At 72.5% G+C, this 23,998-nt stretch carries 14 protein-coding genes and 1 pseudogene; 9 read left to right on the top strand and 6 right to left on the bottom strand.

Annotated elements, in window-relative coordinates:
* Positions 1–2,001: 2,001 nt before the first annotated feature.
* The 4 genes and pseudogenes from AB0I88_RS12230 to AB0I88_RS12215 form a co-directional block, all read right to left on the bottom strand.
* Positions 2,002–3,180, bottom strand: a complete 1,179-nt coding sequence (locus AB0I88_RS12230) for an MFS transporter (RefSeq protein ID WP_361021775.1) — start codon at positions 3,178–3,180, stop codon at positions 2,002–2,004.
* Positions 3,181–3,216: 36 nt separating this feature from the next.
* On the bottom strand, positions 3,217–4,059 hold the full coding sequence (locus AB0I88_RS12225) for a siderophore-interacting protein (RefSeq protein WP_361021772.1): 843 nt from the start codon (positions 4,057–4,059) through the stop codon (positions 3,217–3,219).
* A gap of 987 nt (positions 4,060–5,046) precedes the next feature.
* Positions 5,047–5,580, bottom strand: a pseudogene (locus AB0I88_RS12220) (Pecanex-like protein 1); the annotation flags it as partial.
* Between the two features lie 393 nt (positions 5,581–5,973).
* Positions 5,974–6,735 (bottom strand): glycerophosphodiester phosphodiesterase, encoded by a 762-nt coding sequence (locus AB0I88_RS12215; RefSeq protein WP_361021769.1) that lies wholly within the window; start codon positions 6,733–6,735, stop codon positions 5,974–5,976.
* Positions 6,736–7,197: 462 nt separating this feature from the next.
* Here AB0I88_RS12215 and AB0I88_RS12210 point away from each other — a divergent pair, with 462 nt between their 5' ends.
* The 9 genes from AB0I88_RS12210 to AB0I88_RS12170 all read left to right on the top strand — a co-directional run bounded on the left by AB0I88_RS12210 (position 7,198) and on the right by AB0I88_RS12170 (position 20,665).
* The gene (locus AB0I88_RS12210; protein ID WP_361021765.1) at positions 7,198–9,408 is read left to right on the top strand and encodes an FAD-dependent oxidoreductase; all 2,211 of its coding nucleotides are present in this window, start codon (positions 7,198–7,200) and stop codon (positions 9,406–9,408) included.
* A gap of 227 nt (positions 9,409–9,635) precedes the next feature.
* Complete coding sequence (locus AB0I88_RS12205) at positions 9,636–10,388, top strand: L-type lectin-domain containing protein (RefSeq protein WP_361021761.1); 753 nt, start codon at positions 9,636–9,638, stop codon at positions 10,386–10,388.
* A 93-nt stretch (positions 10,389–10,481) separates the two neighbouring features.
* Positions 10,482–11,345, top strand: coding sequence for a glycosyltransferase family 2 protein (locus AB0I88_RS12200; protein ID WP_361021758.1), 864 nt, complete (start codon positions 10,482–10,484; stop codon positions 11,343–11,345).
* Positions 11,342–12,493, top strand: a complete 1,152-nt coding sequence (locus tag AB0I88_RS12195) for a glycosyltransferase family 4 protein (RefSeq protein WP_361021755.1) — start codon at positions 11,342–11,344, stop codon at positions 12,491–12,493. Before AB0I88_RS12200 ends, AB0I88_RS12195 begins: the two co-directional genes overlap by 4 nt.
* A complete protein-coding gene (locus AB0I88_RS12190) occupies positions 12,490–14,436 on the top strand; it encodes a hypothetical protein (RefSeq protein WP_361021753.1) in 1,947 nt (648 codons plus the stop codon). Before AB0I88_RS12195 ends, AB0I88_RS12190 begins: the two co-directional genes overlap by 4 nt.
* Positions 14,433–16,736, top strand: coding sequence for a hypothetical protein (locus tag AB0I88_RS12185; protein WP_361021750.1), 2,304 nt, complete (start codon positions 14,433–14,435; stop codon positions 16,734–16,736). The genes AB0I88_RS12190 and AB0I88_RS12185 overlap by 4 nt, the downstream gene beginning before the upstream one ends.
* Complete coding sequence (locus AB0I88_RS12180) at positions 16,730–18,196, top strand: sugar transporter (protein ID WP_361021747.1); 1,467 nt, start codon at positions 16,730–16,732, stop codon at positions 18,194–18,196. The genes AB0I88_RS12185 and AB0I88_RS12180 overlap by 7 nt, the downstream gene beginning before the upstream one ends.
* Positions 18,196–19,440 carry a glycosyltransferase family 4 protein gene (locus AB0I88_RS12175; protein ID WP_361021744.1) on the top strand — a complete coding sequence of 415 codons (1,245 nt, stop codon included), beginning with the start codon at positions 18,196–18,198 and terminating at the stop codon, positions 19,438–19,440. The genes AB0I88_RS12180 and AB0I88_RS12175 overlap by 1 nt, the downstream gene beginning before the upstream one ends.
* Entirely contained in the window at positions 19,412–20,665 is a 1,254-nt protein-coding gene (locus tag AB0I88_RS12170; RefSeq protein WP_361021741.1) for a glycosyltransferase, read from the top strand. Before AB0I88_RS12175 ends, AB0I88_RS12170 begins: the two co-directional genes overlap by 29 nt.
* Here the strand turns inward: AB0I88_RS12170 and AB0I88_RS12165 are convergent.
* On the bottom strand, positions 20,605–22,155 hold the full coding sequence (locus AB0I88_RS12165; RefSeq protein WP_361021738.1) for a glycosyl hydrolase: 1,551 nt from the start codon (positions 22,153–22,155) through the stop codon (positions 20,605–20,607). The genes AB0I88_RS12170 and AB0I88_RS12165 overlap by 61 nt on opposite strands.
* Before the next feature lie 187 nt (positions 22,156–22,342).
* Positions 22,343–23,998: a precorrin-2 C(20)-methyltransferase gene (locus AB0I88_RS12160; protein ID WP_361021735.1), complete on the bottom strand. Its 1,656-nt coding sequence runs from the start codon at positions 23,996–23,998 to the stop codon at positions 22,343–22,345.

The raw sequence follows: 23,998 nt of genomic DNA, 5'->3' as shown, positions 1-23,998 counted from the left end.
GCACGGGTCACCGGGTCCGGCTTTTCGCGGTGCGGTTGCCGGGTTGCGGCCGTAGCGCGCCGCCGGGTGAGAGATCGTCTTCGGTTGGCTCCCAGAGTTGGCCCTGCTGGCAAGATCGCTCGCCCTGCCCTGCCCTGCCCTCGCCCTGCCCTGCCCTGCCCTCGCCTCGCCCTGCCCTGCCCTCGCCTCGCCCTGCCCTGCCCTGCCCTCGCCTCGCCCTGCCCTGCCCTGCCCTCGCCTCGCCCTGCCCTGCCCTGCCCTCGCCTCGCCCTGCCCTGCCCTCGCCTCGCCCTGCCCTCGCCTCGCCCTGCCCTGCCCCCGCGCTCGCCCTGCCCTGCCCTCGCCTCGCCCTGCCCTGCCCTCGCCTCGCCCTGCCCTGCCCTCGCCTCGCCCTGCCCTCGCCCTGCCCTCGCCCTGCCCTCGCCCTGCCCTCGCCCCGCGCTCGCCCCGCGCTCGCCCCGCGCTCGCCCCGCGCTCGCCCCGCGCTCGCCCCGCGCTCGCCCCGCGCTCGCCCCGCGCTCGCCCCGCGCTCGCCGGTCAGGTGGGCGTGCACAGCGCACCGATCGTGTGCCCGGACCGCCGCTGTGGCACCCGTGAACGACCACGCAGAGCCTTACGTGCGTGCTGGCCGGTGCCTGCCGGCCGCGGGTAGGCAGGGAGAACAATTGGCCATCAGCGTCAGTGCTGATCCTGCTGGTTTGTTAGTAGGGGTTCGCTCTCAGCGTGTATCCGGTTCGGTCCCGGGCCGTCAGGCCTTACGACGCGGGTGCGGGGTAGCGGACACCGGACGTGGATCAGGGGTTCGATGACCGGCGACGGCGATCGGTGGTTGGTGGTCGGTGGTCGAAGACCGGTGAAGATCGTCCGTTGTGGTGGTTGCGCATGTGGACGGCATTGCGTGGACGGTGTGCTCGTCGCTGGGCAAGGCCGGCGAAGCGACCCGGCCGGCCGGTGATGGCTCCTCGGCGATCGCTGCTGACGCTGCCCCGTGAACTCCAGCGTGTGGCACCGGCCGGCCGTCGCACGGAATCACCATCACGTTCACCGGCTGGCAGCGGACGCGGAGACGAGTCCCCGTCCGGGGGAGACGGGACACGGATCTCGGCTATCTGTGTTCCGCAGACGTGACACCCGCAACGGGTGTCGTCACACCCACTACGGGTGTCGTGTTCTCCGAGCACACATCGCCCTGCACGCCGGCCCTCCGCCCGCCGGACGCCAGGACGCCCGTGCGCCAGGACGCCCGTGTGCCAGGACGCCCGTGTGCCAGGACGCCAGGGCGCCAGGACGCCAGGGCGAGGGGTGCGTTCATTTCTGAGGGAGATCGGCGAGAGGGCCCCGGCCAGCAGTAATGACATCCGGCGACCACCGACGACCCCTGGCATCACCCATGACCACCACGTGCGGCACCGACCAGCCGAGACGCGGGACCACCGCGACGATCATGAGTTCGCAGCTCACTCAGAAACGAATGCACCCAGGCACCCGGGCGACGGGGCGACGGGGCGACGGGGCGACGGGGCGACGGGGCGACGGGGCGACGGGGCGACGGGGCGACGGGGCGACGGGGTGACGGGGTGACGGGGCGACGGGGCGAACCGTCGGTGCGCTGTGTGTGCCCGCCCGGCGGGCGGACGGGGCCGAGGGATTCGGCACGCACGCGGGGCCCTGCGCGGTCGCTCACGAGTGTCACGGCGGTGCTCGGGGCGCACCGGCGGTGCGCTGTGGGCGCTCGCCCGGCACCCGCCCGGCACCCGCCCGGCGGGCGTGCAGGCGGGCGGGGCGGGGCGGGTGATTTGGCCAGCAGGGTCAGCCCTGACAGTTGGCCGTAGGTGGACGGTCCGGAGCGGCGGCAGGCGGGTGGGTGGCGGTCGGCGGGCCGGCGGGACCACTGATCTCGGCCCGGCGGGCGCGGCACGGGCCGGAGCGGGCAGTGAGATCGCGCCGCACGGACGGGACGGTCCGATCGGGGCGGGACGGGGGCACGCGTACCGGAGATTCTCAGATCTGGCGGTCTCGGCCGGCGGCGTAGCCGGCGATGAGCTGGGGGACCATCAGGATGATCATCAGGGCGAGGGGGACCCGCCAGCCGTGGGTGACCTCGTGCAGGAGCCCGACCACGATCGGGCCCGGAATGGCGAGGAGATAGCCGGCGCTCTGGGCGAAGGCCGACAGGCGGACCACCGTGGCCGGGGTGCGGCCGCGTAGCGCGATCATCGTGAGGGCCAGGGGGAAGGTGGCGTTCACCACGCCGAGCAGCGCCGCCCACAACCAGGGGGCGGCGGCGGGGGACGCCCACAGGCCGGCCCAGCCGGCGATGCCGAACAGGCCCAGCGCGACCGCGATGCCGCTCTGCGAGCGCAGTCGGCCGGCGTATGCCGACAGCAGGAACGACAACGGCACGCCGAGCAGGGACGTCACCGCGAACAGCAGGCCGGCCAGGGAGGCGGACAGGCCCGCGTCGCGGTAGATCTGCGGCAGCCAGCCGATGATCACGTACGCCGAGGTGGACTGCAGCCCGAAGTACACGGCCAGGGCCCAGGCCACCGGGTGCCGGCTCACGCGTACCGGATTCGGGGTTTGATCTTGAGGTGGGGTGGTGGAACCGGTGCGCGCCAGGAGCAGCCACGGCGGGAGGGCGACCACCGCGGCGAGCGACCAGCAGGCCAGGCCGAGCCGCCAGTCGCCGCCGAAGGCGCCGGTGAGCGGCACGGTTGCGGCGGCGGCCGTGGTGGCGCCCACGTTGAGCGCCACGGTGTAGAGGCCGGTGACGGTGCCGACCTGGTCCGGGAAGCGATCCTTGACGATCGACGGCAGCAGCACGTTGACCAGCGCGATGCCGGCCAGCGCCACGGCGCTGAACAGCAGGAACAGGGCGGGCGCGCCGGTGTGGGGCCGCACTGCCAGGCCCACGGTGAGCAGGAGCAGACCGCCGAGAACCACCCGCGGGGCGCCGAGACGCCGGGCCAGGCGGGGCGCGGCCAGGCCGATCGAGGCGAAACAGATGACCGGTACGGAGGTGAGCAACCCGGCGACCGTGGCGCTCATGTCCAGACCGGCCCGGATCTCGGTGAGAACCGGGCCGATGCTGGTGACCGCGAGCCGTAGATTCACCGCCGCCAGCACGAGCGCGGTCAGCGCCGACAGTCCGCCGGCACGGGTCTTCCCGGTGATCACCACGGACCCCATGGTATCGAGCGCCTGGGGTCACGCTCCTTACACAGCGGCGGTCGTGGTCTCCTGCTCGCGCTCGATCTGTGCGTTCCACTCGCTCTTGCTGGACTGCCAGCCGTCCTCGTTCATGCCGCGGCGCCAGTATCCGGAGACGGAGAGCCGGCTCGTCGGCAGCCCGAGCTCGACTCGCAGGAGCTTGCGCAGGTCACGCACGAAGGTGGCCTCGCCGTGCACGAACGCCTGCACCAGCCCGGGCGGGAACTCCAGGCCGCGCACCGCCCCGACCAGGGCCTCGCCGACCGGCCGCCGGCCACGGTGCAGCCAGGTGATCTCGGCGTCGCCGGGGCAGTCGAGTTTCTGCTCCTCGTCGGGCTCGCCGATCTCGATGAACGCCAGGACCCGCGCGCCTTCCGGCATGTGCTCGAGGGCGGCGCCGATGGCCGGCAGGGCGCTCTCGTCGCCGGCGAGCAGGTGCCAGTCCGCGGCTGGGTCCGGCGCGTAGCCGCCGCCCGGCCCCATGAACCGGAACGCGTCGCCCGGACGAGCGCGCGTGGCCCACGGCCCGGCGATGCCCTCGTCCCCGTGCACCACGAAATCGACCCACATCTCGCCGGCCTCGGGCAACCACTTGCGGACCGTGTAGGTGCGCACCGCGGGCCACGTCTCGCGGGGCATCGTCTCGCGGATCACACCCATGTCGAACGGCGCCGGATAGTCGACGCCCGCCTGCGGGAAGAGCACCTTGATGTAGTGGTCGGTGAACCGCCCGGCCTCGATCCGAGTCAGAGCGTCGCCGCCGACCACCACCCGCACCATGTGCGGGGTCAGCTGCTCCACGCGGGTGACCACGGCCTCGTGGCACGGTCGCGCGGGTCTGTTCGCCATGACTGCACCTCACTGCCGGTGGGACTGATCTCGGCAGGTAAGGCTACCCTTATTCCCCGCGATCTACCGCCCGGCCTTCGGCTTTCTCGAAGTTTCGCACCGGGGAGCGAACTCGGACACCCCTTTCGGCGAATACCCAACGTATTGGGCCTCGGGGGGACGCCGCCCGTCGCCGCCGGTCAGCGGCATCGATGGCGATCATGAAAGGCCTCGCTGCCGACCGCGTACGGTGACACTTGTCACTTGGACGGCAGAGCGGTGGAGGGCAGGACCCGAGCGGGTCCTGCCCTCCGGCTGCCTGCTACGTCAGTTCCAGGTTCGAGGCCGGGTCCGGAGGAAGGCCGCGATGACCAGGCCGACCAGGACCAGGACGGCGCCGCCGCCGATCCACGCCAGGTTGTTGCTGACCAGGGCGATCGGCCCGCTCTGCTGGGCCGGGGGTTCGGCCAGCGTGTCGGTGGTGCTCTCCGGCTCGTCGGGCGCGCCGTCACCGGGGTCGGCGGCGAGCGCCGGGCCGTCGGTCTCGGTGGGCTCCGGCTCCGGGTCGATCTCCGACGGGGTGGCCTTCTTGGTCGGCGTCGTCTTCGGCGTGTCGTTGCCGGAGCCGTCGCCGCCCGAGTTCTCGGTGCCGCCGCCGGTCGTCTTCTCGTCCTTCTCGTCCGTCGGCTCCGAGGTCGCGGTGCCGCGGTCGTCGCCGGAGGCGCCGGCGGTCGCGTCGTCGTCGGCCGTGGTGGTGGCGCGCGGCGTCGCGTTCGCCGTGGTGGTGTTCGTCCGTGGGGTGGTCGGCTTCGTCGTGGACGGCCGGGTCGGCTTGGTGGTCGCCGGTGCGCTGGTCGGAGGCGTGGTCGGGGTGGCGCCGCCGTTCTGGCCGTCGTCGTCGCCGCCGTTGTTTCCGCCGCCGTTCTGGCCGTCGCCGCCGTTCTGGCCGTTGCCGTTGCCGTTGCCGTCGCCGCCGTTCTGGCCGCCGTCGTTGTCGTCCGCGGCCCGGACGGTGATCCGGACGGAGTCGAGGGCCGGCGTCTGGTTGGCGCGCTCCATCATCGGGATCCGGTGTGAGCCGTCCCCGGCCCACGACGAGCACTGGGCGGTGCCCTCCTGCGGCAGGCCGGGCACCTGGATGGTGACGGTGTCCGGGTCGGCGCCGCCGCGGCGGTCCTCGGTGGCGACGAAGAACGCCGGCACCGGTGCGGACTCGGGCGCCTCGTCGGTGCTCGTGAGCATCCGGCAGGCGGTGTGGAAGTGACCGCGGACCAGGCCGTTCGCCAGGACGCTGCTCTCCACGTAGTACCCGCCCTGCCCGGCCGCGAGGAACCGGTCACGGATCAGGTTGCGGGTGCTGACCTGAAGGGTGAACGGGGTTCCCACGGTGACGTCGTCGGGTGCCCGGGTGATGAGCAGGGTGGGGTTGTCGGCGGCCGCGCCGACCTCGCCGAACTCGGTGGACACGCATCGTTCGCCGCGCTGGAAGCCGTCGTGTGCCGGCAAGTCGCTGTCCACACAGGTGTCGGTGAGGATGGTCAGGTTGTTGCCGACCACCTTCCCCGCCCCACTCTCGCCGGCCTTGGTGGCGTTGTCCTCGGCCGAGGCGAGCTGGGTGAATCCGATGACGCCGCCGATCGCGGTGAGTACTGCGCCGGCAGCCAACAGCCGGGTGCGTCGTTGACCCGAGCTTCGCATGACGAGACCTTCTTTTCCCCGAATTCCCGGACGCCGCAGACGTTAGGGACGCGTCTCACGGAAAGCAATTCCGCGGTGGGATTTGAGGAATTCTTATGGCGAACTTAAAGAAAAGATATGGGATTCGTCTTGAACCCCCGGCATCATCCGAACGGATGATGCCCCCGGTTCACGCGATCTTGCAGGAACGACGTTGAACTGGGAGGTTAGCTGAACGGCCGGTGAGCGGCCAGTGCCTTAACGGGGCCAGAAACCGCGCGCCGCATAGACGTCGCGAAGTACTTCGATGCGGTCCGTCATGATGCCGTCGACACCCATGTCGAGGAGGCGATTCATTTCTCGCGGATCGTCGATCGTCCACACGTGCACCGGCCGTCCGAGCCGGTGCAGGTAGCCGATGAAGCGCGGGGTGAGCACGGTGACCCGGCCGTGACGCACCGGGACCTGGGCGGCGACCACCGACTCCGGCAGCCGTAGGCGTACCCCGGTGGTCGACGCGATCCGGAGCCGGGCCACGCCCCGCATGCCGAGCGAGGTGGCGATCTTCGGCCCGCCCAGCGCGCGGACCCGGGCCAGCCGGGCGTCGCTGAACGAGGCGACCAGCACCCGGTCCTCGGCGCCGGCCGTGCGGACCGCGGCGACGGCCGGCTCGACCACCGGGTCGGACTTCACGTCGACGTTGAACCGGATTCGCGGCCAGGCGTGCAGCACCTCGTCCAGGCGAGGCACCGCGGCGGCGCCGCCCACCCGTACCGTGGCGAGGTCGGCCCAGGTTAGATCGGCGACCCGGACGGCCTCGCCGGCGACCCGGTCGAGGCCCGCGTCGTGGATGACGACCGGGATGCCGTCGGCGGTGGCGTGCACGTCCGTCTCCACGTACCGGTAGCCCATGGCGACGGCGCGCTCGAAGGCTTCGGCGGTGTTCTCGTCGCCCGCCGCGGCCCCGCCGCGATGGGCGAAGGCGATCGGTCCGGGGCCGTCGAGGAACGGATGAGGCACGCGGGCAGTATGCCGGGCTTGTTGCACTGGTTCGACTTCACCCCCAGCTGAAGGGATCCCGTTGGTGAACGACCGAACCGGCTGCTGGACGGAATGCATGGACGTCAACGTCCGGCCCGGGGCGGCGGCTTGGCCGGCGCAGCCCCGCTGTCTGATTGGTGAGTTGCCCGGCGGAGTTCTGAAGGGCCGGGCTTCCACGGCGGTATTCGTTAAAAGACGGCTCGGCCCATTGACCGCGACCCCGGACGTGATGATCCTTGTCCCCAGCGTGGCCGCTACCTCGTATCGGGGAGGAGAACGGTGACTTCGACGGTGGCGCTCAACCGGCCGGTACGGCCCCGAGCCCTCAAGATCCGCCTGGTGACCCGCCGGTTCGGAGCCCGGCGTCACGCCCGGTTGCGATTGATACCCCGTCACCCTCAACTGCGCTGGACGGCGCCGCTGAGCGCGGCGGGCTGAGCGGTGCCCGGCCCGGCGGTGGTGATCATCGGCGCGGGCATCGTCGGGTGCGCGATGGCCGACGAGTTGACCGCCCGGGGCTGGACCGATGTCACCGTGCTGGAGCAGGGGCCACTCTTCGAGGCCGGCGGGTCGAGTTCGCACACGCCCGGGCTGATCTCGCAGATCGCGCCGTCGCGGACCATGACCAGGCTCGCCCGTTACACCGTGGAGAAGTATTCCCGGCTGGGCTGCTACACGCCGGTCGGTGGGCTCGAACTGGCCACCACGGCGGAACGGCTGGCCGATCTGCACCGGCGGCACGGATTCGGTGAGGCGTGGGGGGTTCCGTCCGCGGTCGTCGACCCGGCCGGCTGTCTCGCCGTCTTCCCGCTGCTGGAGAAGTCGCTGGTGCTGGGTGGCCTGCACGTCCCGTCGGACGGTCTGGTGGCGGCGGTCCGGGCCGCGGAGGTCCAGGCGGCGAACGCCACGGCCCGCGGCGCGCGGTTTATCGGGAATAGGCGCGTCGCCAATCTGATAACCGACAAAGGGCGGGTCACCGGGGTGAACACCGTCGAGGACGAGGTCTTCCCGGCCGGTCTGGTGGTGAGCTGCACCGGGTTCTGGGGCGCGACGGCCCGCCCGGTCGTCCCGATGATCCAGCAGTACGTGCGGACCACCGCGGCCGGCGCCGACGACACCCTGCCGATCGTCCGGCATCCCGACCGAGGCCTCTACCTGCGGGCTCACGGCGAGCGGCTGGGCGTCGGCTCGGTCCGGCCCGACCCGAGTCCGGTACGCCTCGGCGACCTGCCCGGCGACGCGCACCCGGCGATGCTGCCGTTCACACCGGACACCTTCAAACAGTCCTGGGCGGCGGCCACCGACCTGATTCCGGCGCTTCGCGGCACCGCCCTCGACGAGGCGTACAACGGGGTTCTGGGGGTGACCGCGGACGGGTTTCCGCTGCTCGGCGAGGTCTTGGAGCCGCGTGGCCTGTGGGTGGCCGAGGCTGTGGAGGTGGCGCACTCGGCCGGCGCCGCGAAGGCCCTCACCGAATGGATCGTGGACGGCCGGCCGGCGATCGACCTGCACGAGTGCGACCTCAACCGGTTCGACCCGGGCCGCTGTTCCCCGGAGTACGTGCGGCGCCGCGCCGTCCGCCGGCTCGCCGACAGCCGGCGGATCGCCCACCCGGCCGACCCGCCCGGGGTCCGCGACCTGCGGATCGGCCCGTTCCACTCCCGGCAGACCGAGCTGGGCGCGGTGTTCGGTGAGGCCGGCGGCTGGGAGACCCCGCTCTGGTACGCGTCCAACCCGGCGCCGGACACACCGGCCGCCCGGGACGAGTGGTCCGGCCGGCACCGGTCGCCGATCGCCGAGACCGAGGCCCGGCTGACCCGCCGCCGGGTCGCGCTGTTCGACCTGACGCCGCTCACCCGGATCGAGGTGACCGGATCGTTCGCCGCCGGCGCCGGCATCCCGGTCGGCGCGATCCGGGTACGGGGCGGGATGACCGTGGCGCGGCTCGCCGGGTCCCGTTTCCTGATCGGCGCCAACGGCCCGCTCGATCTGGACCGGCTGCTGCGTACGGCCCCGCCCGGCGTGGCCGTGCGTGACGTCTCGGCCGGCACCTGCGCGCTCGGTGTGTGGGGGCCCGCCGCCCGGGAACTGCTCGCCCCGCTCACCACTGTCGACCTCGCCGCCTTCGGCCACCTCCAGGCGCGGGAGGGGTACCTGGGCATGGCGCCGGTGACGCTGCTGCGGATCTCCGGTGTCGGTGAGCTGGGCTGGGAGATCTGGACCGAGGCCGGGTACGGGCCGCGGCTGTGGGACACCGTCTGGGAGGCGGGCCGGGAACTCGGGCTGATCGCCGCCGGCCGGCTCGCCCAGGACAGTCTACGGATGGAGAAGGGGCGGCGGCTGCGGTGGACCGACACCACCGACGAGGACGAGGCCGACCCGGACCGGCGCAGCGCCTGCCTGGTGCTGGCCGAGACCGGGGACGTTCCGGTGGGCGGCGAGCCGGTGTACGCGGGCGGGTTCGTGGTGGGTCATGTGACCAGTGCGGCGTACGGGTGCTCGGCGGGTGCTCCGATCGCGTACGCCTGGTTGCCGTCCGTCCTTGCCGTTCCGGGAACCCAGGTGGAGATCGGCTACTTCGACCGGAGACTTCTCGCCACGGTGACGGTGGAGCCGCTGTTCGACCCGAAAGCGGAGCGCCCGCTCCGCTGACTCCGGACATGCGCGCGGAGCGTCTCTTCCGGTGAGCTACTCACCGGTTCGTCCACGGGGAGCGGCCTGAATCTGCCTACCATCGGCGATGGACCGCATACGCGCGGTTTCCCCTCGGGGTCAAAAACCATCGGGGGTAATAACGGAGACTCGCTCACGCGGCTTCTCGGACTGCCCTAGCTTAGGCCAAGTCTAAGTCGGGCAAATCCGCTGAAATGGAGCATGTCGTGCGTCTTTCTCGTTCGTCCAGAGTGGCGCGGGGCGGTCTCTGGGCCTCCGCCCTGCTCTCCACGGTGGCCGCGGTGTACTCCGGAGGAGCGCTCGCCGCCGACGGCAAACCCCCGGCGGACCGGCAGGTGACCCTCAACGGCACCGCCAAGCTGGTCCACCGGGCGGGCGACGACCAGCCCGTCATCCGGCTCACCAACGACAGCTTCAAGCAGGCCGGCTCGGCATGGCTGACCGAGCGGGCGGATCTGACCCGCTCGTTCGAGATCGCCTTCACGGCGCACCTGCGCAACGGCCGGAACGGCGCCGACGGCATCGCCTTCGTGGCACAGGGCAAGGGCGCACGCGCCCTCGGCGGCTGGGGCGGAGGCCTGGGCTACCGCGGAATCAGCCGCAGCGTGGCCGTCGAGTTCGACACCTACCGGAACACGCCCGATCCCAGCAGCAACCATCTCGCGGTCGCGCTCGGCGGCAACCCCGACCGGCACGCCGCGCTCGCCGAATCCTCGACCCCGCTGTACGGCAAGCCGTTCCACGCCCGGATCCGCTACGACGCGGCGGCCCACCGGCTCACCGTGCACGTCCGCGCCGTCTCACCCGGCGCCACCGAGCAGCTCCTGCTCGACCAGAACGTCGACGTCGCCCGGACCGCCGGCGTGACCAGCGGCTGGATCGGTTTCACCGGCGCCACCGGCGACGTCACCTCGCGCCAGGACGTCTACGACTGGAACGTCACCACGCCGTCGGCGTGACACCCAACATCTCCTGCCGGGGTACGCGCCCCGGCCCGTAACCATGCTCCGGCCCGGCCCGGGCCGACCTCACCTGCCCGATCGGAGACAGCCATGCCCACGGTCGACCGTGTGCTTCCCGACGAGACCGGCGACGTCATGTCCCTGACCACCACCGACATCGAGATCAAGATCCCGGCGGCCCCGCCCGAGGACGACGCCGAACCCCAGCCCCGGGTCAGCGTCATCGTCCCGGCACTGAACGAGGCCCAGAACCTGCCACACGTCTTCGCGCGGCTCCCGCAGGTGGACGAGATCGTCCTGGTCGACGGCGGATCCACCGACGACACCGTGGCGGTGGCCCGCCGCCTGCGCCCGGACATTCGCGTCGTACGCCAGAACCGCAAAGGCAAGGGCAACGCTCTGGCCTGCGGGTTCGCCGAGGCGACCGGCGACATCATCGTCATGATCGACGCGGACGGATCGACCGACCCGCTGGAGATCCCGAGCTTCATCGAGGCGCTGCGGGACGGCGCCGACTTCGCCAAGGGATCCCGCTTCCAGGGCGCCGGCGGCAGCGCCGACATCACCCGGCTGCGCCGGGCCGGCAACAAATGCCTCAGCATGCTGGTCAACGTCCTGTTCGGAACCCGGTACAGCGACCTCTGCTACGGCTACAACGCCTTCTGGGCACACTGCCTGGACGTGTTCGACCTGGACAGCACCTCCCCGGCGCCGGACAACGCGGACGGCCGGCTGTGGGGCGACGGCTTCGAGATCGAGACGCTGCTCAACCTGCGGGCGGCCCGCGCCGAGCTGACCATCGTGGAGGTCGCCAGCTTCGAGCACTCCCGGATTCACGGCGTCAGCAACCTCAACGCCCTCACCGACGGGATGCGGGTGCTGCGGACCATCGCCCGCGAATGGCGGCCGAAGCGGTCCAGGGCCGGGCGGCGGGTCAAGGAACAGGCCCAATGAGGATCGGGATCGTCTCGAACGCCTACCATCCGGACATCGGTGGGGTGGAGACCCACGTCAAGCGGTTGTGCGCCGGTCTCGCCGCGGCCGGCGACGACGTCGAGGTGATCACCCAGTACGCCACCCGATCGGTGGAGACCGTGGACGGCGTGCTGGTGCGCCGTTTTCCGCTCACCGTCCCGGCCGGGAACTACCGGCTCTCCGTCCCGTTGTGGCGCTGGTTGCGTGCCCACGCCGCCGAGTACGACGTCCTGCACGCGCACAGCTACCACGCCCTCGCCGCTCTCTGCGCCGCTCTGGGCAACCGCACTCCGCTGGTGTTCACGCCGCACTACCACGGCACCGGACATACCCGGTTCCGTGCCGCTTTGCACCCGCTCTACCGGCCGCTCGGCCGGGCCGTCATGCACCGGGCCTCGGCCGTCGTCTGTGTCACCTCCGCCGAGCGTGAGCTGGTGCTGCGGGACTTCCCGGAGGTCGCCACCCGGATCGTGGTCATCCCGAACGGCACCGACCCGCGGCCGGTCTCCGTCGCCCGCCCGCCGCGCACCCGGCGGATCCTCTGCGTCGGACGGCTGGAGCAGTACAAGCGTGTGGACCGGGTGATTCGCGCGATGACCCACCTCGGCCCGGAACACCGCCTCGACGTGGTCGGCACCGGCCCGGCCGGGGACCGGTTGCGGCAGCTCGCCGCCGACCTCGGGCTGGCCGGACGGGTGGTGTTCCACGGGCGGCTCGACGACGCCGCCTTCGACCACTGCCTGTCCCAGGCGTCGGCGGCGGTGTCCGCCTCCGCGTACGAGGCGTTCGGGATGGGCGTGGCCGACGCGCTCGCCGCCGGGCTGCCCACCGTCGCCACCCCGATTCCGGCACACCGCGAGGTGGCTCAGCTGGCCGGGGACAGCGCGTGGCTGCGGTTCGCCGACCCGGACGACGAGCCGGCCCTGGCGGCCGCCCTGTCCGCGGCCGCGGCCACCGGCCGTACCCGGCCCGCCATCCTGCCGACCTGGCCGGAGGTGGTCGGCGCGACCCGGGACGTCTACGCCGCGGTGGCCCGCCGTACCGCTACCGCCCCGGTCACCCGCCACCCGGTCCCCACCGCGGAGGCCCACCACCGGCAGCCCACCACGGGGGCAATCACACAATGAGCGCCGCCACGGCCAGCCGCACGACCGACCGGCGGGACGGCCGGCCGCCCGGGGCGCCGCGGCGCGTCTGGGCGGTCCCGGCCGCCGCCGGTCTCAGTCTCACGATCGCCGCCGCGGGCGGGGCGGCGGCGCTGGTCACCGCGTACCGGCGGGCCGAGTGGGGGCAGGACGGCGCGTTCACCTGGTTCTGGGCCGGGATGCTGGTCTTCACGTTGCCGGCGGCGTACTGGGCGGTTCGCCGCGGCTCGGACGACCGGCTCCGGCTGGCCGTTCTGGTCGGCTACGCCTGCTTCACCTACCTGCCGAAACTGCTGCGCAATCCCACCGGCCCGCTCTTCCACGACGAGTACGCCCATTGGGGACAGAGCCGGGACATCCTCCTCGACGGCGTACTGTTCCAGCAGAACCCGATCGTACGGGTGATCGGTGACTATCCCGGCCTGCACGCCACCGTCGCCTCCCTGGCCTCGCTCACCGGCCTGACCGTCTGGCATGCCGCGCTGTTCGTGCTGGTGCTGGCCCACGTGCTGGTGACGCTCGGTGTCGCGGTCCTGGCGGGACAGCTGTGGCCGGATTCGCGGATCGCCGCCGCGGCCGCTCTCGTCTACAGCCTGAACAGTTCGTTCCTCTACTTCGACACCCAGCTCGGCTACGAGTCCCTGGCGATCGGGGTGATGGTGTGGGCGCTGGCGGCCGGGCTGCGCGCCGTCCGGACCGGTGACCGTGGTCCCCGCGCCCGCTGGTTCGCGCTGACCGTGCTGCTGGCCCTGGCGATCACCGCCACACACCATCTCACCGCGATCTGGCTGACCGGCATGTTCGGGCTGGTGGCGTTCTCCTGCACGGTCCTCATCGGGCGGAAGGCGGCGGCGTCGCGTACCGCGTGGCTGCTCGCCGCCTGCACCGGCGGGGCGGTGGCGCTCTGGATGGGCGCCGTCTCGCCGCGTACCGGCAGATACCTGGAGCCGTACCTGGGCCGCGCCCTCGACCAGTTCAGCGGCATGGCCGGTTCCGGCTCCGGTGGCCGCACCCTGTTCAGCCAGTCGATCGCCCCCTGGTGGGAGCAGTACGCGGCCTTCGCCGCCCCGGGGTTCGCCCTGCTCGCCACGGTCGGCGCCACGGTGCTCTGGTGGCGTCGCCGGCAGCTCGCCGAACCGGTCACCAAGGCGGTCTCCGGCGCCATGCTGCTGCTCGGCGCCCTCTACTTCCCGGCCACCCTGCTGATCCTCACGCCCGCGGGGGCGGAGGGCGCACGGCGGTCCTGGGCGTTCAGTTACCTCGGCATCGCCGTGGCCGTCGCTCCGTTGATCATCGCACTGCTGGACGTGGCGCGTCGCCCGATCGGTCGATCCCGGCTGACCGGATCCGGACCGGCCGGGGCGCTGCTGCTGGCCGGGTGCGCGCTGGTGATGGTCGGGAACACGGCGGCCGGCATGAATCCGGCCTACCGCCTGCCCGGCCCGCCGGTCTTCGGCTCCGACACCCGGGCTGCCACACCCGAGGTGCTGGCCGCCTCCCGCTGGCTGCTGGAGACCCAGGGACGCGGCGCGCGGCTGGTCGCCGACCGTTACTCCGGGCTGATCCTCGGCTCGTACGGCGAGCAGGAGCCGACCACCGGCTCGGAGAGTTTCCCGGCCTACGACCTGTACATCACCCAGCCGGGCCGGCCGATGCCCGCCGCTCTGCTGGAGCAACTCCGGACCTGGCGTTTCGAATATCTGGTGGTGGACCGGCGGATGGCCGAGCAGGTGCCCGACATCAAGATCTATTTCGAGAACAACGAGCCGATCCCGCACGACGGGAAACCCGGCTTCACCCGGTCCCAGCTGACCAAGTTCGACGCCCTGCCCTGGCTCATCAAGATCTACGACGGCCCGCACCTGGCGATCTACCGGTTCGACTTCGACAGCCTGGGCCAGCGGGTCCGGATGGGGGCACGATGATCCGGCCGCTGCTCGTCGTCTACGCCGGCCTCGGCGGCGCCCTCGCCGCGGACGGCCGCCCCTGGCTCGCCGGCCCGCTCTGCCTGGTGGCTCTCCACGCCATCGGCGAACTCTGGATCCGCGCCCTGCCCGGCGTCCCGGCCGAGACCGGGGTTCCGGCCGTGCGGGCCGGCCTGGCCGCCGTCACCGGCCTGGTCACCCTGCCGCTGGTGGCGTTGCTGCTGCACCTGGCCGGCTTCCAGGTGCGGCCGGTTCCGCTGGTCGCCGGCACCGCCACGACGGCCACGCTCCTCGGCGCGGCCATCCTGCTGCGTGCCCGGCTGGCCACCCGGCGTGCGGCCACCCGAACCGCCCTCCCGTCCCAGCGGAGCCACGCGGCCGCTCTCTCACCAGGCCATCCCCCAGCCGGCCCCGGCGCCGACCAGCCGTCGACCGGCACGTCGACCGGCACGTCGACCGGGCATCCTCCGGCGGGCCCTGTTCCGGGCTCCGCGGCCGACGACGCTTCGGGCGATTCTTCGTCAGGGCGTTCCCCGGCCGATCCTTCGGCCGATCAAGCCCCGGCCGAGGACACGTCGGATCACTCTTCGGACCGCCCGTCCGCCGGCCACTCTCCGTCCGAGGAGCAGACCACGGAGATCGCGGGTCACCCTTCGGCCGAGGGCGCGATCATGGCGGGTGATCCCCAACCCGATCAGGGGTACGCGCGGACGGCCGCGATCGTCGGCGTACCGGTGATGATCGCGGTGGCCGTCGGAGCGGTCGCCGTCCGCGCCTACCTGGCCGCGCCGCATCCTGCCGAACCCGGCTATCTGAGCGTCGCCCTGAACGGCTGGGCCGCCGCCATCGACCGTCCCGTCACCGTGCCGGTCCGGGGACTGTCCGTCCCGGTGCTGGTGACCAGCGCCGGGCTGGACGCCGTCACCACCCCGCTGCAACTGCGGGTAGGCGGCCAGATCGTGGCGAGCAAGCCCCTGACGGTGGCCGCCGACTCGGTCCGTTCGCTGACCGTCCACGTCCCGGCGTTGCCTCCGGACGGCTGCCTTCGCGCGATCGACATCAGTGTCGGCGCCACGAGCACCGGCTTCTACGCCCGGGGCCCACGAACCGCCGGGCAGTCCGCCGTCCGGGGCGGCGCTCCGGCCGGCCCCGCGCTCAGCGGCCCTGGGGTGCACGACTCGACGACCGTGGGCGACCCGTCCTCCGGCGCCGCCCACGACCCCACCTCGGCCGGCGGTTCCGCCGACGCCGGGGGCGCCGCGGTCGTTCCCGGCCTGAACCAGCCCGGTGTCCGGGCCGGTTCCACCGACCCGGGCGCTCCGGGCACGACATCCGTCCCCGGCGAGAGGCCTGCCGGTCCGGTGAGGGCGGGTGTGGTTCCCGGTAAGGGATCCACGGGCGCTGCCGGGGAGGGTTCGGTTCCCGGCAAGAGGCCTGCGGGTCCGCTGCGGCCGGGCGTTGTTCCCGGTGAGAGGCCTGCCGGTCCGGTGGGGGCGGGTGCCCTCCCGGGGAAGAGAGGCACAGGGTCCGCCCAGACACGACCCGATGCCGGCAGATCGGTTGTCGCTCCCGGCAAGAAGCGTACCGGCGACCGGCATCTGGGCGCGGCCTCCACGAAATCGGATGTCGTTCCGGGTAAGCGGCCTGCGAGTTCGGTGGGTGCGGGAGTCGTTCCCGGTAAGCGGCCCGCGAGTTCGGTGGGTGCGGGAGTCGTTCCCGGTAAGCGGCCCGCGAGTTCGGTGGGTGCGGGGGTCGTTCCCGGTAAGCGGCCGGCTGTCCGGGACGGCGCCTCCCACACGGCCGTCACCCCGGGGACGACACTCGTTCCCGGTAAGCGACCTGCGAGTTCGGTGAATGCGGGAGTCGTTCCCGGTAAGCGGCCTGCGAGTTCGGTGGGTGCGGGAGTTGTTCCGGGTAAGCGGCCCGCAAGTTCGGCGGGTGCGGGAGTTGTTCCGGGTAAGCGGCCTGCGAGTTCGGCGGGTGCGGGAGCCGTTCCCGGAAAGAACCAGCCGGGTACCCGAACGGGCGGAGCCGCAGACGGAAAGCGCCCAGGCGTCAACGGCCGTTTCGTCGACCCCGGTTTCGCCGGTGTGTCACCCGGCGGCGGAAACGGCTCGAACGTCCGGGGCGGTGCCGTGCCGGGTCCCGCCTCGGCCGGGGAGATCCGCGAGGGTGTTCCGGGCCGGTTCGCCGATCCGGGCCCGGTCGGCACCGGCGGCATGGGCGGCGGCACGGCCGTACCGGCCGGGACCGTGCACGCCCGGGCCGCGGCTCCCACCCTGGAGCGGGTCGCGTGCTGATCACCGCCGCCCGCAGGCTGTCCCGGGACTCGCTGGCCCGGAACAGCCTGCTGATCATGGCTACCACGGTGAGCAACGGAGGCCTCGGCTACCTCTACTGGATGCTCGCGGCGCGGACCGTTCCGCCGTACCGGATCGGCACCGCGACGGCCCTCATCTCGGCCGCCACCGCCGTCAGCATGATCGCCAACCTGGGTGCCGGGCACATGTTCATTCAGCGGCTGCCCGGCAGCGACACCGGCACCTGGTCCCGGATCGTGGGCGTCGGCCTGTCCGCCGGGACGGTGGCCACCGTCGCGGCGTCCGCCGCGACCGCCCTGGTGATTCCGGATCTGTCCGGGAACTTCGCCTTCCTGTCCGGCCCGGCCGCGACGGCCGCGCTGATCGCCACCGCGGTGGCGATCACCCTGACCACGTTGCTGGACAACCTCTATGTGGCGCACCGGGCCGGTCACGGCATGCTGCTGCGTAACTTGGCGGTGGCCGGGGGCAAGCTCGTCACGCTGGTCGCGGTGCTGGCCGCCGGCTTCCACGGCGCGGTGGCCGTGCTGCTCTCCTGGACCCTGCCGGCATTGCTGATCTGCCTGGTCACGATCGTCGCGGCGCTGGGCCGGCTGCGTCCCGGAGCCCGGCCGCGGCTCACCGGCCTGCGCACCGAGCTGCCGCACCTGCGGTCCGCGCTGACCGGCCACCACCTGATCAACCTGACCCAGGCCGGGCCGGCGGCGATCCTGCCGGTGCTGGTCACGGCCCGGTTGGGGGCCGACGCCAACGCCCACTTCTACCTGGCGTGGATGACGGCCTCGATGCTGTTCATGGTCTCCCCGGCGGTCGCCTCAGCCCTGTACGCCGAACGCACCAACGCCGCCGACGTGCCCGTCACCCGAGCCGCCGTCGTGGTGCTCGCCGTGGTCGGGGGCCCGGCCGTCGTCCTGCTGTTCGCGGGCGATCTGGTGCTCGGCCTGTTCAGCGCGGCCTACGCCGTCGAGGGCGGTCCGCTGCTGCGGATCCTGGTGCTGGCCGCGCTCCCCGACGCGGTGGCGAACCTGGCGGTGGCGCACTGGCGGTCCCGCGGCGAGTTCCGCCTCTGCCGCCGCCTCAACCTGGTCCGCGCCGTGACCTGTCTGCTCCTGGCCTGGCTGTTGCTGCCCACGCACGGCGTGACCGGAGCCGGCCTGGCCTGGCTGGCCGGCCAGACCGCCGCCGCCGTTCTGGTAGCCGCCGTGGCCGTGTTCCGCCGCCTTCCCACCGGGTCTGTGGCGGCTGGTGGTGGCGGCTGTGCCGATGGGCCGGAGGCAGTGCTGACGGCCGGCCGGTCCGGGCCCGCCGACGGGGAGACGCCGCAGAGGGGCGACCGGCGCGGCACCACGGAAGGACCGGAATCGGGTGCTCACGGCGTACCCGACGGGGTTGAAGAACGGCAGCGAGCCGGCGGCGAGTCACCCACCCGGAGAAAGTGATGAAGATCCTGCATTTGTCCAATCTCTACGCGCCGGTGATCGGCGGCCTGGAGCGCAGCATCGCCACCAGCGGCGAGGAGATGGTGCGGCGCGGGCACGAGATCACCGTGCTCACCTTGGCGACGCCGGAGGCGCCGCACGACGAGATGATCAACGGGGTACGCGTGATCCGCGTCCGCAGTGTCGCGAACACCCTGTTGCCCGGTATGAACCGGGATCCACGGAAGCCGTTCCATCCGACCGTCGCGGACCCGCTGACCACCGCGGAGATCGCGCGGGTGCTGCGGGAGAACGAGTTCGACCTGGTGCACAGCCACGACTGGCTGATGTACAGCTACCTGCCGCTGCACTTCGGGCCGTTCGGGCTGCCGCATGTGCACACGGCCCACGATTTCGGGCTGACGTGTGTGCGCAAGACGTTCGCCCAGAACGGCCGCCGCTGCGAGGGGCCGGGTCTGGGCCGGTGTGTGCGGTGCGCCTCGGAGCAGTACGGCACGCCGAAGTCCGCCCTGCTCACCGCCGGACTGCGGGCCCACTCGCACCGGGGCATCGACTGTCTCACCGCGATCTCGTCGTCGGTGGCCTCGGCGCTGAACCTGGCCCGGCTGCCCGGCGAGCTGCCGGTGCGGGTGATCTCCAGTCTGGTTCCGGACGGCCTGGACGAGCTGGCCCGGGTCACCCCGCGGCCGGAGTGGCTGCCGGACCGGCCCTACCTGCTGTTCGTCGGCCAGCTCGGCCCGCACAAGGGCATCGACGTGCTGTTCGACGCGTACCAGAAACTCTGCGCCGACTGGCCCGGCCCGGACGGTCCGCCGGAGCTGGTGTGCCTCGGAACCCGGCGGGCGGACACCCCGCCCATTCCGGAGGGCGTCCACCTGCGTACCGATGTGCCGCATCCCAGCGTGATGGCCGCCTGGCGGGGCGCCTCCGCCGGGGTGGTGCCGTCGGTGCTGGAGGGGATGGGCCAGGTGGCCGTGGAGGCGATGCTGGCCGGCGTCCCGCTGATCGCGTCCGCCTCCGGCGGCCTGCTCGACGTCGTCGAGGACGGGGTGAGCGGCCTGCTCGTGCCGCCCGGCGACCCGGGCGCCCTGCACGCCGCGCTGCGGCGTGTGCTCACCGACCGTGACCTGGCCGCCCGGCTGCGTGCCGCCGGCCATCAGCGGGGCCTCGCGTTCACCGCGGCCCGCGTCGTACCCCAGATCGAGGAGGTCTACCGTGCCTGCATCGCCGCCCATCCCCGCTGACCGTCCGGCCCGCATCCTGGTGGTCGGCTCGGGCTGGCGGTTCCTCTCCGGGATCAGCTACTACACCTGCCGGCTCAGCAACGCGCTGGCGGACCGGTACGAGGTGGGCACGATCCTGATGCGCCGCCTCCTGCCGGCCCGGCTCTATCCCGGCCGGGAGCGGGTCGGTCGCCCTCTCGCCGACCTGCGCTACGCCGACGGGGTACGCGTTTTCGACGGCATCGACTGGTACGCCGTACCCAGCCTGTTCCGGGCGGTGGCGTTCCTGCGCCGGTTCCGTCCGGACGTGCTGGTGCTGCAGTGGTGGACCGGTACGGTGCTGCACTCCTATCTGGTTCTCACGATGGCCGCCCGGGCGCTGGGCATCCGTGTGGTGGTCGAGTTCCACGAGGTGCAGGACACCGGGGAGGCCCGGCACCGCTGGGCGGCCCGGTACGTGCGCCGCTGCATCGGCCCGCTGCTCAACCGCACCGACGGGGTGGTGGTCCACTCCCGGTTCGACCAGGCGGCGCTCGACGAGGCGTACCGGCTGGGCGGGGTGCCGTCCGAGGTGGCGCTGCACGGTCCGTTCGACCACCACCTGCCGGACCGGCCGGTACGCGAACCCGGCGACGACGTGTGCCGTCTGCTGTTCTTCGGGACGATCCGGCCGTACAAGGGTCTGGAGGATCTGATCGAGGCGTTCGAGTCGCTGGGCCCGCAGTACCACCTGACCGTGGTGGGGGAGACGTGGGAGGGCTGGACCCTGCCCGGCGAGATGATCGAGGCGTCACCGGTGCGGGACCGGATCGCGTTCGTCAACCGGTACGTCGCGGACGCCGAGGTCAACGAGTACTTCGCGAACGCGGACGTGGTGGTGCTGCCCTACCGGCGCAGTTCGGCCAGCGGGCCGCTGCACATCGCGATGAGCCACGGCCTGCCGGTGGTGGTGACCGCGGTCGGCGGCCTGGTCGAGGCGGCCGAGGCGTACAGCGGGGCGGTTCTGGTGCCGGCGGCCGATCCGGGCGAGCTGCGGGAGGCGATCGTGCGGGCCGCCGGGCTGGCCGGGCGGCGGCACACCGATCCGTCCTCCTGGGGGCGTACGGTCGACGCGTACGCCCGCCTGCTGGCCCGGATCGGTGTGGCTCAGCCGGTGCTTCCCGGACGGCATCCGGCCACCACCGGTCAGGACAGCGACACGTCGTCGAACCAGACCGTGCCGCGGTTGTCACCCGACTTGAGGTGAAGCTGGAGGCTCGTCGCGCCGGGCGGGGCGACCGCGTCGACGGTCAGCCTCGTCCAGCCGCTGTTGCCCTTCGCGATCTGCTTCGAGGTGCTCTGGCCCAGCCACCGGTCGTTGATGTCGAACCAGCTCAGCGCGATCTCGTTGGTGCCGGTCACGTTGACCCCGCGGGCCCACGCCTCGGCGTGCCAGGTGTCGCCGGCGGTCACCGGGGCGAGCGGGGACGTGCGGATCGACGGCACGCCGTTGCCGTACCGGCCGGTCCGCCCGAACCGTGCCGAGAAGCTGCCGCTGCGGACCGCGTCCCTGACGCGCACCGCGGCACCCTCGTCGGCCAGGTACGGGCGCCACGGCGAAGCCGCCGGATTCGCCTCGAAACCCAGGTCGAGGATGCCGGTGGTGAGCTCCTCCCCGGTCCAGGCGGCGCGTACCACCGCGGCGGCAGCCTTGGCCGTCCCGTCCGGGCGGTAGAGGCCGAACTTGTACTGTGCCGGCATCCGCGACACCTGCGAGTTCGACGGGATGGCACCCTGGCTGAAGTCGTACAGCGTCCACGGCGCCACCGACCTCACCCCCGCCTTCCGGGCGCCCTCGAACACCCGGGCCAGGAACGCGGCCTGATCGCCCTCGCTGTAGACGGCCGTGCTCAGGCCGGTCTCACCGATCACGATCGGGGCCGGGCTGACCGCCGCCTGGGCACGCTTGATCTCCGCGTAGGCGCGTTCCGAGTTGCCGTAGAAGTGGTAGTCGAAGTAGTCCAGCGGGGTCGACGTCAGCGACGCCTTGATCCGGGCCAGGCCGGCCGCGCCCGCGCCACCGTCCACCGACAGGGTCAGCGGCATCTCCGGAGCGGCCGCCCGGACCGCCGGGATCAGCCTGCGCACCCACGCCACGGCGGCCGGATCGGTGGACTGGAACTCGTTCTTCAGCTCGACGGACAGCACCCGCGGATCGTTCGTGTACGGGGCCAGCACCGCCTTGGCCCAGGCGGCGCTGCCGGCCGCGTCCTGATAGCCGGACCACCAGTCGAACAGGGTCAACTTGACCGTCAGGTTGTGCGCGGCGGCGGTGCTGACGAACTTGCGGAGCCGCTCCGTGTACTCCGCCTTCGGCCGGGGGAAACCGAACGACTGCGGGAAGACGATCACGCGTACGTTGTCGGCGCCGAGCGCGGCCGCCTTCGCCATGTCGGCGTCGATGCGGGTGGCGTCGAAGCCGGTCCACATCGCCGACCAGCCGGCGTTGGACGGGTAGTAGTTGATGGTCTTCGCTGCGAGCACCGCGGTGAGGCGGGTCTCCAAAGTCGCCGACTGCACGACGGCGGGCTTGGCCTTGGCCTTCGACGGAGCCTTCGTCGGGGTCTTGGTCGGAGCCTTCGTCGGGGCCTTCGTCGGGGCCTTCGGCAGGGCCGAGGCCTTGGGGGTGGGCTTCGGCGTACTGGCGAAGGACCCGGAGGCCGGCACGGCGACGGCGAGCAGGAGCGAAGAGGCCACGATCGCCGCACGCTTGCGAGCAGTACTCACTGAGGGTCAGCCCTTCACCTCGTAGGTTCGTTTGCTGACCCCTTTATTCGGTTTTCCACCGGCCACCACGAGGATTGCCGTGCTGCAAGGTGGTTGCGGATGGGGAGTGGACCGGGAACCGCCCTTCATTCCGGCGGTCCCGGCCGATGGTGGCCGTCTACGCCGGATAGTGCCGGGGAGTGAAGACGGCCGTCGTCCCGTCGCCGCGGGTCACCGCGCGGGTCTGCGACGAGCCGATGATCAGCAGGCAGCGCATGTCGACGGTGGCCGGATCCAGCGCGGCCAGCGTGGTGATCCGCACCGACTCGCCCGCGCCGCCGACATCCCGGCCGACCACCACCGGCGTGCCCGGGCGACGGTGCCCGCGCAGCAGCTCCAAAGCCCGGACCAGCTGCTCCCGGCGGCTCTTCGACGCCGGGTTGTAGAGGGCGACCACCAGATCGGCGGTGGCCGCCGCCTCCAGCCTGGACTCGATCACCGACCACGGCTTGAGCCGGTCGGACAGCGACAGGATGCAGAAATCGTGCCCGAGCGGCGCCCCGGCCCGGCTCGCCACCGCCTGCGCGGCGGTCAGACCCGGGATGATCCGGATCGGCACGTCCACCCACCGCGGATCCTCGGCCACCTCCAGAACGGCCGCGGCCATCGCGAAGACACCCGGGTCACCGGACGACACGACCGCCACCCGGCGCCCGCGCTTCGCCAGGTCCAGCGCGAACGCGGCGCGTTCCGCCTCGACCCGGTTGTCGGACGGGTGCCGGCGCTGCCGCGGGTTCGGTGGCACGCGGTCCACATAGGGGCCGTAGCCGACCAGATCGTCCGCGGCCGCCAGCGCCTCCTGAGCCTCCGGGGTCAGCCAGTGCCGGGCGCCCGGGCCCAGCCCGACCACCGTCACCCCACCGGTGCCGCGGTCGTCGCCGCTCGCGAACCGGGTCAGCGCCGCGGCGTTCGCGTCCTCCAGGCTGACCAGCCCGCCCACCGGCTCGGCCGTCGCCACCGCCGCCCCGTTGAACGTGGTGTCGACCGTGGCCTCGGCGAACACGGCCGGAACCGCCGGAGCCGACCCGAAGGCGGCCGCCGCCGGGCTCGGCAGCAGGGCCAGCGAGAAATACGGCACCGTGGCCGGATCGACGTCACGCAGCGGCCCGGACCGCTCCCGGCCGGTGGTGGCACGCTCCACATACCACGCGTCGTCGAGCCGGCCCGCCTCGGCGAGCGCCTCCCGGACGCCCTCGAAGGTGCGGCCCAGCTTCATCACGGCCGCCGAGTCGGTGACCGCCAGGCGTGCCGCCAGATCCTTCGGCTCCAGCGTGCCGGGCAGCACGGTGAGCACCTCGTCGCGCTCCATCAGCGGCCGGCCCAGGACCGCCGAGGCGGCGCTCACCGACGTGACGCCGGGTACGACGGTGGCGTCGTACCGGCCGGCGAGTCGCTTGTGCATGTGCATGTAGGAGCCGTAGAAGAACGGGTCGCCCTCGGCGAGCACCACCACGTCCCGGCCGGCGTCCAGATGCGCGGCGAGCCGCGCCGCCGACTCGGCGTAGAAGTCGTCGATGGCGCCCTGGTAGCCGCCCGGATGGTCGGTCGTCCCGGTGGTCACCGGGTAGATGAGGGCCTCCTCGATCTGGCCCTCCCGCAGGTAGCCGGCCGCGATGGCACGCGCGTTGCTGCGCCCGTGCCCGGCCGCGTGGTAGGCCACCACGTCGGCCGCCGCGATCAGCCGGGCCGCCTTCACGGTGACCAGCTCCGGGTCACCGGGGCCCAGCCCGACCCCGAACAGCCGGCCGGTCCTCCGTACAGGGTGGTTCGTCAT

This window comes from Actinoplanes sp. NPDC049802 (assembly GCF_040656595.1).
GTDB lineage: Bacteria > Actinomycetota > Actinomycetes > Mycobacteriales > Micromonosporaceae > Actinoplanes.
Note: the sequence above shows the minus strand (reverse complement) of the source record. Positions and strands in the feature narration are given on the sequence as shown.